Annotated in this window: 7 protein-coding genes and 1 pseudogene; 7 read left to right on the top strand and 1 reads right to left on the bottom strand. The window is 33.3% G+C overall.

What is annotated here, in order from left to right; translation table 11 throughout:
• Window positions 1-95 precede the first annotated feature (95 nt).
• From AC1Q51_RS23290 to AC1Q51_RS23275, 4 genes and pseudogenes are all read left to right on the top strand, one after another.
• Window positions 96-263 carry a hypothetical protein gene (locus AC1Q51_RS23290; RefSeq protein ID WP_166504398.1) on the top strand — a complete coding sequence of 56 codons (168 nt, stop codon included), beginning with the start codon at window positions 96-98 and terminating at the stop codon, window positions 261-263.
• 183 nt (window positions 264-446) lie between these two features.
• A pseudogene (locus AC1Q51_RS23285) lies at window positions 447-599 on the top strand (sporulation protein YhbH); the annotation flags it as partial.
• Window positions 600-727: 128 nt separating this feature from the next.
• Window positions 728-3,724 carry a leucine-rich repeat domain-containing protein gene (locus AC1Q51_RS23280; RefSeq protein ID WP_492331745.1) on the top strand — a complete coding sequence of 999 codons (2,997 nt, stop codon included), beginning with the start codon at window positions 728-730 and terminating at the stop codon, window positions 3,722-3,724.
• Between the two features lie 156 nt (window positions 3,725-3,880).
• On the top strand, window positions 3,881-4,744 hold the full coding sequence (locus tag AC1Q51_RS23275; RefSeq protein ID WP_090978362.1) for a GNAT family N-acetyltransferase: 864 nt from the start codon (window positions 3,881-3,883) through the stop codon (window positions 4,742-4,744).
• Between the two features lie 101 nt (window positions 4,745-4,845).
• Here AC1Q51_RS23275 and opuD read toward each other — a convergent pair whose 3' ends face one another.
• A complete protein-coding gene (gene opuD, locus AC1Q51_RS23270; RefSeq protein ID WP_071739131.1) occupies window positions 4,846-6,396 on the bottom strand; it encodes a glycine betaine transporter OpuD in 1,551 nt (516 codons plus the stop codon).
• 246 nt (window positions 6,397-6,642) lie between these two features.
• Here opuD and colA point away from each other — a divergent pair, with 246 nt between their 5' ends.
• The 3 genes from colA to floT all read left to right on the top strand — a co-directional run bounded on the left by colA (window position 6,643) and on the right by floT (window position 11,915).
• Entirely contained in the window at window positions 6,643-9,540 is a 2,898-nt protein-coding gene (gene colA / locus AC1Q51_RS23265) for a collagenase ColA (RefSeq protein ID WP_492331744.1), read from the top strand.
• Window positions 9,541-9,785: 245 nt separating this feature from the next.
• Window positions 9,786-10,334: an NfeD family protein gene (locus AC1Q51_RS23260; protein WP_001173146.1), complete on the top strand. Its 549-nt coding sequence runs from the start codon at window positions 9,786-9,788 to the stop codon at window positions 10,332-10,334.
• A gap of 12 nt (window positions 10,335-10,346) precedes the next feature.
• Entirely contained in the window at window positions 10,347-11,915 is a 1,569-nt protein-coding gene (gene floT / locus AC1Q51_RS23255) for a flotillin lipid rafts scaffold protein FloT (RefSeq protein WP_000154998.1), read from the top strand.
• Window positions 11,916-12,111 lie beyond the last annotated feature (196 nt).

The following is a 12,111-nucleotide window of genomic DNA, read 5'->3' as shown; positions in this document are numbered from 1 at the left end:
TTATTTTTATAAGTATGTATGGCTAGCTTGTCCTATGAAAGTAATAGTTCGTCTTTTTTTCTGTCTTGCATACATATAATGCAAGGGGGGATATGATGAAAGAATTCCAATTTGGTAATACAAAAGTCATTATCCATTCACCACTTGCATCAATGGAAAAAGAAGAACAAAAAGAATGGTTCCAACAAGAGTGGGAAAAGAAAAATCCAATTTTAAGGTCTATAGTTGAAGCGGCAGTGAGTTGTCAGGAAGACGAAAAATAAAAAGAGCATCCTCTTCACTTAAGAGTGAACTGCACCTCCAATTGTTAGACTGTGTCTAACAATTGGAGGTGCAGTTCAGGCGTGGATGCTTGTTTTTAAATCTTGTTTGTAATACAGATGATAGAAGAATAATTTCTAGACCCTGATGTTTATTTTGTGAAGTACAGGGTACATCCCCGCTAGCTAAACCAGTATAATCGCCACAGTACACTCATGTCAGCCTATAAAAATATTAAAGATGAAAACTTTAGATACTATATTTTAAAGCAAAAAGCAGACGTATTTCATGCGATGAAAAGCTTTTTTAGAGAAGAATCAGGTGAGAAAATGGCATAACCTCTTGTAAAGAGGTTCTTTTTTTGTAAACTTTTTATTTTTCTAGTTGACAATGATAATGAAAATCATTATCATTTATTCGAGAAATGATTACATTTCGAATTATATATTTCAGAGGAGATGTAAAGTTGAAACAAAATAAAAGAAAACGTATAAATGCAATGATTATAGCGGCGGCGTTATCACTTCCGTTTGCTGTGTATTCGACACCTGCTTTAGCAGCGGTAGCGATTGAGGCGAATAAAACTGGACAAGGTTTAAAAGATGGTACATTTGATGCTGTTATTAAAGCCTATAAAGATAAAACGAATGAAGAGTCTATGGCAGCTGTTTATATAAAGGATCCGAAATTAACAATTGAGAATGGAAAGAAAATTGTAACAGCAACGTTAAGTGATAGTGATTTCTTTCAATACTTGAAAACAGAGGATATTCATACTCCAGGTGTGTTTCATGATGTGAAAGTAATATCAGAAGATAAAAAGAAAAATGGAACGAAAGTGATTCAGTTTGAAGTAGGGGAATTAGGAAAAAGGTATAATATGCGAATGCATATTTATATTCCAACAATGGCCTATGACAATAAGTACCAAGTACAGTTTGAAGTAAATACATTGAATTTAGAGAACAATGTTCCTGAAAAACAAAAGGAAAATAAAGAGGAGAAACAAGATGAAAACGGAAATGTAATATTAGATAAGCAATTACAAAAATATATTAATAAATACAACTTAGATAGAGATAATGTTGATGCGCCAATCACAAAGAAAGATTTATTAAAAATTAAAACGTTATCCATTTATTCTGGTAAAGGAATAAATGAAATAACTGGTTTAGAGTATATGACAAATTTAGAGAAGTTGACGTTACGAGAGTCTAATGTAAAAGACATATCAGCCATCTCGAAATTGAGAGGTTTGAAGTACGTTGATTTAACGTCTAATTCAATTGAAAGTATTCACCCAATTGAGCAGCTAGAGAATATTAATATGCTTTTTTTAAGAGATAATAAAATTTCTGATCTTACACCATTAAGTAAAATGAAAAAAATTAAAACATTAGATTTAATCGGTAATAACATTAAAGATATCCAGCCATTATTTACATTATCAACTATGAAACAATTATACTTAGCAAATAATCAAATCAGTGATCTTACGGGAATTGATCGATTAAATAATGTGGAACTATTATGGATAGGGAACAATAAAATTAATAATGTTGAATCTATTAGTAAAATGAGTAATCTTATTGAACTAGAAATTTCTGATAGTGAAATAAAAGATATATCATCACTATCTCAATTAGGAAATTTACAAGTGCTGAATTTAGAAGAGAATTATATCTCTGATGTATCGCCGCTGAGCACCTTAACAAATTTACATGAGATAAATCTTGGAGCAAATGAAATTTCTGACGTAAGGCCTGTTGAGGAATTAGGTAAGCGAATTTCAATTGACATTCAAAGACAAAAAATCTTTTTAAATGAAGCAAGTGTAGATGAAGAAATAAAAATCCCAGTATACAACCTTAAAGGAGAGCCACTTCAAAATATTAATCTACAAAGTGAGGGGGCTACTCTGAATAACGGATTTATAAAATGGAATAGTCCTGGAGAAAAAATATATGAATTTAAACTAGATACTAATTCTACTGAAAGTAAAATAAGATTTAATGGCACAGTTATACAGAATATAGTTGAAAAACAAAAAGAAAGTCAAAATGTAATTCTCGATAAAACTTTACAACAACATATTAATAAAGAGAATTTAGGTAGAGAGAATGTAAACGCTCCTATCACAAAAGAAGATTTATTACAGATTAAAAAATTAGAGATACTTAAAGAAAAAGGAAATGAGATAAAAGATATAACAGGTTTAGAATACATGACGAACTTAGAAAAACTCACTTTAGAAGGAGTAGGCCTGAAAAATATTGAGTTTATCTCAAACTTGAAACAATTGAATAATGTGAATGTATCTCATAATCAAATTGAAGATATAACACCACTATCTTCATTGGAAAATTTACAGTGGTTAAATCTTGCGGACAATCATATTAAAGATTTAACGGTTATTGGTTCCATGCTAAACTTATTTAGCTTAAATTTAGCTGGAAATGAGATTCGTGATGTAAGGCCGTTAATACAATTAGGTCAGTGGTTTACAATTGATGTTGGAAGACAAAATATCATTTTAAATGATGCAAAAATAAACGAAGAAATTCAAGTTCCTGTATATGATTTAGAAGGAGAAAGTATTGAAAATATTCAATTGGTAAGTGAGGGAGGGACGTTTAATAACGGAGTAATAAAATGGAGTACCCCAGGTGAAAAGGTGTATAAATTTGATTTAGATTCTGATGAAATTAGCATAAGGTTTAACGGAACGGTAATCCAAAATATAGTTGAAAAAGAAGAAGTGACAGAACCAACAAAAGAAGTTGAAGAAGCGAAAGAAGAAGTAAAAGAGCCAACAAAAGAAGTTGAAGAAACGAAAGAAGAAGTAAAAGAACCGGTAAAAGAAGTTGAAGAAACGAAAGAAGAAGTAAAAGAACCGGTAAAAGAAGTTGAAGAAACAAAAGAAGAAGTAAAAGAACCGGTAAAAGAAGTTGAAGAAACAAAAGAAGAAGTGAAAGAACCGGTAAAAGAAGTTGAAGGTACAAAAGAAGAAGTGAAAGAACCGATAAAAGAAGTTGAAGGTACAAAAGAAGAAGTGAAAGAACCGGTAAAAGAAGTTGAAGGTACAAAAGAAGAAGTGAAAGAACCGGTAAAAGAAGTAAAAGAGGAAGTAAAAGAGCCAACGAAAGAAGTTGAAGAAGCGAAAGAGGAAGTGGACGAGCCAACAACAGGAGTTGAAGGATCGAAAGCGGAGGTAAAAGAAACAGGAAAAGAAATTGAAGGTTCAAAAGACGCGGTAAATCAATCAGCAGTAGTCCAAGAACAAAACGTGAATAATCAAGTTGTGAAAGAAAATAAACCAGCTGTTAATAAGCAAGAAGAAAGTAAGAAATCATTAGGAGCAACAGGTGGACAAGAGAATACATCAACATTACTTTCAGGCATAGCGTTAGTTCTTTCAGCACTGAGTATGTTTGTATTTAGAAAGAGATTATTTAAGAAATAAAAAACGTTCTATCTTATTATAACGTAAGATGATTATATGAGTTTTTGAGAAGACATTATCATGGCGATTTCATTTTGAAATATGCTTATGGTGATGTCTTTTTTAGAAGGAGATAAATGGAAAAGGTGTGAATATATTAGTGAAGGAGGAGAGGTTATGTATGTCAGTTCTATTTTGGAAATTGAAGAGGTGGCAGCATTTATTGCGAATATGAATAAAGATGCTACTCATCATGTTGGCTATTGTGGAGATGAGAAAGAGGAGTTGTTACAGACAATTATTCATGATTTTTCAGATATAGGCTGGGAACAATCTTTTGTTGCTACTTATGAGAATAATAATTTAATAGGTTTATTAGGATTTGATGTGGATGAAGTAAAGAAATGTGCAGAGATATGGGGACCGTTTATTATCGCAGAGAATTGGGAAGAAGTTGCTTTACATATGTGGAAGGAACTTATAGAAAAGGTGCCTTTTCATATTGAGAGATTTTATGGTTTTTATCATGTGGAAAATAATAATTGTGCCCGTTTAATGAGGAATTTACATGCAAAAGAACAAGGTCGACATAGTATTCTCGTTTTAAATAATATTGTGAAGCACCGTATTATATGTAATGTAGAAGAGGCTTTACCACAAGTGTTTGAGCAGTTTATCGCTTTACACAATCATGTGTTTTCTAATACGTATTATGACGGAAACGAAATTATTGAACGTTTAAGTAATACGAATAAATTATTTGTAAGTATGAAGAATGATAAGTTAGAAGGTTATGTATATGTGGAAGTAAATCCAGAGTTTCAAGAAGCGAATATCGAATTTATTGCAACCGCTGAAAATAGTAGAAGAAAAGGTGTCGGAGAGCGGTTATTACAAAAGGCAATTCAGTATATTATTTCCTTCCAAGGAATGAAGGAGATAGAATTATGTTTGAATACGAATAATGATCGTGCGATGAAATTGTACAAGAAAGTAGAATTTGAGGAGAAGGCATGTTTACAACACTATATAATAGAGTGAAAACCCATTCGTATGAAAATTATATTTCATACGAATGGGTTTTATTAATCTACTTTTCCCTCAGTTGTTACGGATTCAGAAGTAATTTGAGGTGCTAATCGTTACATAACCTTTTTTATTTTTTGAGATACTTCTTTTGTTTGCAAATTAACATCTTCTTTTCGCAGCTCCTTAAAGAGCGAAATGACCATAAGAACGACTACGATAGAAAATGGTAGTGCTGCGATGATAGCTGCGATTTGTAGTGCATTTAATCCTCCAGCTTGTAATAAAATAGCGGCAATTATCGCGATTGTTAATCCCCATATAAGTTTTAAACTATTTTTCGGTGATAAGCTTCCGTTACTCGTTTGCATGGAAACAACAAATGTTGCTGAATCAGCAGAAGTAACAAAAAATGTGGCTACTAAAATTAACCCGATAATCGTTAAAAATGTAGAGAATGGTAGATGTGAAATAACAGCAAATAATCCAATCTCTGTACCATTTTTTGCAATTTCATCAGCTATTCCAAGCGATTGGAACATTTCCATATGAATTGCGGTACCACCAAATACTGCAAACCAAAATGTACAGATAAGAGTTGGGACTAATACAACTCCAAAAATAAATTCTTTTATTGTACGCCCTTTAGAAATACGTGCGATAAATGTGCCGACGAATGGAGACCAAGAAATCCACCATCCCCAATAGAAAATAGTCCAATTTTCAATCCAAGAAGAAGATTTTTCATTAAATGCTCCTAAATTTAATCCCATACTAGGCAAAGCTCCAATATAAGAACCGAGTGTAGATGTGAAATATTTCATAATAAATACGGTTGGCCCTAAAAGTAAGAAAGAGATGAGTAAAATACCTGCAAGAGAGAAATTCAAGTTACTCAAATATTTAATCCCACGATCTAAGCCAGTTTGTGCACTTGTTAAATATAAAACAGCGAAGATAGCTATAAGTACGAGCTGGGTAAGTAAAGTGTTATGAATGGAAGGGAATAAATAGCTTAATCCTCCAGCAATTTGTTGAGCACCAATCCCAACAGATGGTACAATGCCAAACACTGTGGCTAAAACAGCTAAAATATCAACTGTTTTTCCGATACGGGAATTTTTCGATCGATTAAATAATGGAGTAACTGTAGCCCCGATAGTGCTACCTTTTTGTTTGCGGAATGTGAAATATGCAATTGTTAAAGCGACCATTGCGTATAGTGACCACGGAAAGAGTCCCCAGTGGAAAAATGAATATTGCATAGCGAGTTTGGCGCTTTCTTCTGTACCTGCTTTTCCTGTTAATGGATCTGTAAAATGTGAAATCGGTTCAGCGATTCCATAAAAGAGGAGTCCAATTCCCATTCCTGCCCCAAACAACATGGATAGCCAAGATGGATAATTATATTTTGGCTTTTCTCCATCTTTACCAAGACGAATAGAACCGTACTTAGAAAATGCTAAATAAGCAGCCAAAATAATCATTGTAGTCATAAGTAGAGAGTAAAACCACCCAAATTTATTGAGGATAAATGAGTTTAAAGAAGATGTAACACTTTGTAAATCGTAGCCTTGTATCCAACTTGCTGGGGTAATTCCCCATATAATGAATAATGTTGTTAGCAAGAAGGAGATATAAAATACACTGTTTTCTTTTTTTATCATAGAATCCCACCCTTATTTAATAAAGTTAACAATTATAATAATCATAACAATTAAGTTTTTAATTGTCAAAAAATTCTCTTTTTGTAACATGAAAGGATGTAATTTGTTTTAGGGAGGTAAAGAGCAATGCGTTCACGATATGTACAAATTATAGGAAGAAATAATATGAAATATTGCATTTTATATTGTTACATCCAGATTTTATGTTAAATTCTTGAATGGAATATTAAAATAGGGGGCAAGGATATGAACAAGAAATCAAAGATCAATAAAGTGATGCTTAGCATTAGTACAATGGCTTTATCGTTAGGGGCACTTCAAACTCATGCAGCAGCGGAAGAAAAAGTACCGTATAACGTGTTGAAAACGAAACCGGTTGGAATTGAAAAGTCGGTAGATGAAGTTGGACATATTTCAAAAGTTGATGAAACTTTATCATTTCAAGAACGTTTAAAAGTAGGAGATTTTTCACAGCGACCAGCATCTATTACGAAGAAAACTGCAGTAAAGCAAGTTAAAGAAAGCTATTCAATGGCTGATTTAAACAAAATGAATGATCAAGAATTAGTTGAAACGTTAGGCAGTATTAAGTGGCACCAAATTACAGACTTATTCCAGTTTAATGAAGATGCAAAGGCTTTTTATAAAGATAAAGGAAAAATGCAAGTCATTATAGATGAATTAGCTCATAGAGGTAGTACATTTACGAAAGATGATTCAAAAGGAATTCAAACGTTTACTGAAGTGTTGCGTTCAGCTTTTTATCTTGCATTTTATAATAGTGAATTAAGCGACTTAAATGAAAGAAGCTTCCAGGATAAATGTTTACCTGCTTTAAAAGCAATCGCAAAAAATCCAAACTTTAAGCTTGGTACAGTTGAACAAGATACAGTCGTATCTGCATACGGTAAATTAATTAGTAATGCTTCAAGCGATGTTGAAACGGTTCAATACGCATCGAATATTTTAAAGCAATACAATGATAATTATACTACTTATGTAAATGATCGAATGAAGGGACAAGCAATATACGATATTATGCAAGGTATTGACTATGATATACAGTCGTACTTAACTGAGGCTCGTAAAGAAGCGAATGAAACGATGTGGTATGGAAAAGTAGATGGGTTTATTAATGAAATAAATCGTATTGCTCTTCTAAATGAAGTAACGTCAGAAAATAAATGGCTCGTTAATAATGGAATTTATTTTGCTAGCCGTTTAGGGAAGTTTCATAGCAATCCAAATAAAGGATTAGAGGTTGTTACAAAAGCCATGCATATGTACCCGCGCTTAAGTGAACCTTATTTTGTTGCGGTAGAACAAATTACAACAAATTATAATGGTAAAGATTATAGCGGGAATACAGTAGATTTAGAGAAAATACGTAAAGAAGGAAAAGAGCAATACTTACCAAAAACGTATACATTCGACGATGGATCAATTGTGTTCAAAACAGGAGATAAAGTATCAGAAGAAAAAATTAAGAGACTATATTGGGCTGCGAAGGAAGTAAAGGCACAGTATCACCGTGTAATTGGAAATGACAAAGCGTTAGAGCCAGGAAATGCGGATGATGTATTAACGATCGTAATTTATAATAGTCCAGATGAATATCAGTTAAATAGACAATTGTATGGATATGAAACAAACAACGGTGGAATTTATATTGAAGAGACAGGTACATTCTTTACATATGAGCGTACACCAGAGCAAAGTATTTATAGTTTAGAAGAGTTATTCCGTCATGAATTTACTCATTACCTGCAAGGTAGATATGAAGTACCAGGTCTATTTGGAAGAGGAGATATGTATCAAAATGAAAGGTTAACTTGGTTCCAAGAAGGAAATGCAGAGTTTTTCGCAGGATCTACTCGTACGAATAACGTTGTACCAAGAAAGAGCATAATTAGCGGATTATCATCTGATCCTGCAAGCCGTTATACAGCAGAGCGTACACTATTTGCTAAATACGGTTCTTGGGATTTCTATAATTACTCGTTCGCATTGCAGTCTTACTTATATACGCATCAGTTTGAAACATTTGATAAAATTCAAGATTTGATTCGTGCGAATGATGTGAAAAATTATGATGCATATCGTGAAAATCTAAGTAAAAATCCTAAGTTAAATAAAGAGTATCAAGAGTATATGCAGCAGTTAATTGATAATCAAGATACATACACTGTACCAGAAGTAGCTGGTGATTATTTAGCTGAACATGCAACGAAGTCATTAACAGCGGTGAAGAAAGAAATTAGTGATACGTTGCCTATGAAAGATACAAAAATGACAAAACATAATTCTCAATTCTTTAATACATTTACATTAGAAGGTACGTATACAGGAAGTGTCACAAAAGGTGAATCAGAAGATTGGAAAGAAATGAGTAAAAGAGTAAATGAATCTTTAGAACAATTGGCGCAAAAAGAATGGAGTGGCTACAAAACTGTTACAGCTTACTTCGTTAATTATCGTGTGAATAGTTCAAATGAATTTGAATATGATGTAGTCTTCCATGGAATTGCGAAAGATGATGGAGAAAATAAAGCTCCAACAGTTAATATAAATGGCCCTTATAATGGGCTTGTAAAAGAGGGAATTCAATTTAAAAGTGATGATTCAAACGATGAAGATGGAAAAATTGTTTCTTATTTATGGGAATTTGGAGATGGAAGCACAAGTGCAGAAGTGAATCCAGTACATGTATATGAAAAAGAAGGTTCTTATAAAGTATCGTTAAGAGTAAAAGACGATAAAGGAAAAGAGAGCAGAAGCGAAACAACTGTTACGATTAAAGATGGAAGTTTAACAGAATCAGAACCAAATAATCGTCCAGAGGAAGCAAATCGTATCGAGCTAAATAGTAAGATAAAAGGTAGTCTTATTGGCGGGGACCACACTGATGTTTATACATTTAATGTAGCATCAGCGAAAGATATCGATATTTCTGTTTTAAATGAGTATGGAATTGGGATGACATGGGTACTTCACCATGAATCAGATATGCAAAATTATGCGGCTTACGGTCAAGCTAATGGGAATCATATAGAAGCAAAATTTAATGCAAAACCAGGTAAGTATTACTTGTATGTATATAAATATGATAATGGCGATGGAACATACGAATTGTCAGTAAAATAAGTGCTTTTCCAATGTATGTTTAACTTTACTTTTTGTGGAAAACAGTATATTATATAGATATATAATATATCGGTTATTTTCTAGGAGGAGCCTGTCACAATAGGTTTCTCCTGTTCTTTTTTAGAGGCCTGTCTTACAGGCTTTTATTTAAAAGGTAAATAACTGAAAATTAAGAACAATGATCTTTGAAAGAGGTGGGGCATACACATAACAAAAAAGGATTGTTTAAGAGAGGGGGATAAGAAATGGCTTTGTTTGGTTATCCACTTGAAACAATTTATTTATATGGATTTATTATTGCTACTATACTCACTGTTATTTATATCTTTTTTGGAGATATATTTGAATCGATATTTAGTTTTGGGGGCGGATCTGTATCCGTTGTTACTTTATTACTTAGTTTTTTCGCCATGTTATGTGGGCTTAGTTATATAGGAGAGTACTTATTCTCCTTTAATAGTATTACTATTTTCGGGGCTGCATTTGCTATATCTTTTATCGGTGTTTTCATCATGAAAATACTAATTTTAAAACCGATTGCAGAAGCAGAACAAAATACGATGCAACGTATGGATGAATTTATCGGTTGCAAAGGAGAAGTCATTACGACAATTCCTACAGAAGGATTTGGTGAAGTATTAATTTCATCCCAATTTGGAAGTAATGCAATCCCAGCTAAAACTGTTGGAAAAAAAGATATTTCGCAAGGAACAGAGGTTATTATCGAGGGAGTCCAAGATGGTGTTTTACTTGTACAAAACATCGCTTATTCTTTAAAGAAACCAAAATTATAAGGGGGAATTTACATGACGATTCCATTAATTATCGGTGGAGTTTTACTCGCAATTTTAATTCTACTCATTTTAGTATTTATTACGAAGTATCGTACGGTTGGTCCGGATGAAGCGTTAATTGTTACAGGGAACTGGCTTGGTGGAGGAAAGAATGTAGTTACCACTGATGATGGAAAGAAGATTAAGATTATTCGCGGGGGCGGTACTTTCGTAGTTCCAATTATGCAAAGAGCAGAGCCTTTAAGCTTATTAAACTATAAATTAGAAGTTGGTACACGTGATACGTATACGAAACAAGGTGTACCGATCACAGTAAACGGTGTTTCTATTATTAAAGTGGGATCAACAATTGAAGAAGTTTCCACAGCAGCTGAACAATATTTAGGAAAAGAAACAGAAGAGTTAAAAATAGAAGCAAAAGAAGTTTTAGAAGGGCATCTCCGTGCTATCTTATCTTCTATGACAGTAGAAGATGCGTATAGTAATAGAGAGCAATTTGCTCAAAAGGTACATGAAGTAGCTTCTACAGATTTAAAGAAGATGGGACTTCGCATTGTTTCTTTCACAATTAAAGAAATAATGGATAAAAACGGATATTTAGATGCGCTTGGTCAGCCGCAAATTGCGACCGTTAAGCGTGATGCAACAATTGCGAACGCAGAGCGTGAAAAAGAAGCACGTATTGAAAAAGCACGTGCTGAAAAAGAGGCAAAAGAAGCAGAATATCAACGTGATGCACAAATCGCTGAAGCTGAAAAACATAAAGAATTAAAAGTACAGTCTTATAAGAGAGAACAAGAACAAGCGCGTGCAGATGCGGATCTTTCTTACGAATTACAACAAGCGAAAGCACAACAAGGTGTTACAGAAGAGCAAATGCGCGTTAAAATCATTGAGCGTGAAAAGCAAATTGAGTTAGAAGAAAAAGAAATTGCGCGTCGTGAAAAGCAATATGATGCAGAAGTTAAGAAAAAAGCCGATGCAGATCGCTATGCTGTTGAGCAATCAGCGGAAGCAGAAAAAGTAAAACAAATTAAAAAAGCCGATGCGGATCAATATAAGATTGAAGCAGAAGCGAGAGCACGTGCAGAAGAAGTACGTGTAGAAGGTTTAGCGAAGGCGGAAATTGAAAAAGCACAAGGTCAAGCGAAAGCGGAAGTACAAAAAGCGCAAGGTACAGCAGAGGCAGATGTTATTAGATTAAAAGGTTTAGCAGAAGCAGAAGCGAAACAAAAAATCGCAGAAGCATTTGAATTATATGGTCAAGCGGCAATTATGGATATGGTTCTTAAAATGCTTCCAAGTTATGCGAAGGAACTTGCAAGTCCGCTTAGTAATATTGATAAAATCACAGTTGTCGATACAGGCGGCGGTGGTAAAAATAGCGGGGCCGGAAAAGTTGCGGGTTATGCGACTGATTTAATGGCAACGATGCAAGAAACGTTAAAAGCTTCTTCTGGCATTGACTTAAAAGAGCTATTAGAAGGATTTGCAGGAAAAGGAGCGGTACAACAATTATCAAGCGATAAACCTGTTGTATCTGTAGTAGAAGATGAGAAAAAAGAAGTAGATAAAGAATAGTAAGGTGAAAAGAACCTCTAGTAAGTGAAATACTAGAGGTTCTCCTATGAATTATAATATTTCGAATAATATACATTTTTATACATTGTTTTAATTATTTAATTTATATAGAATGAAAAAGATATGTATCAATTCTTTAGATGTATAAAAAGATAGAGAGTCTCATTGATACATTTAAATCGTATTATTTTTATAG

Source organism: Bacillus sp. MT94, from assembly GCF_058792475.1.
Note: the sequence above shows the minus strand (reverse complement) of the source record. Positions and strands in the feature narration are given on the sequence as shown.

Coding starts and splice junctions, on each gene's coding strand:
- AC1Q51_RS23290 (WP_166504398.1), top strand. CDS start 96: ATGAAAGAATTCCAATTTGGTAATACAAAAGTCATTATCCATTCACCA.
- AC1Q51_RS23275 (WP_090978362.1), top strand. CDS start 3,881: ATGTATGTCAGTTCTATTTTGGAAATTGAAGAGGTGGCAGCATTTATT.
- opuD (WP_071739131.1), bottom strand. CDS start 6,396: ATGATAAAAAAAGAAAACAGTGTATTTTATATCTCCTTCTTGCTAACA.
- colA (WP_492331744.1), top strand. CDS start 6,643: ATGAACAAGAAATCAAAGATCAATAAAGTGATGCTTAGCATTAGTACA.
- AC1Q51_RS23260 (WP_001173146.1), top strand. CDS start 9,786: ATGGCTTTGTTTGGTTATCCACTTGAAACAATTTATTTATATGGATTT.
- floT (WP_000154998.1), top strand. CDS start 10,347: ATGACGATTCCATTAATTATCGGTGGAGTTTTACTCGCAATTTTAATT.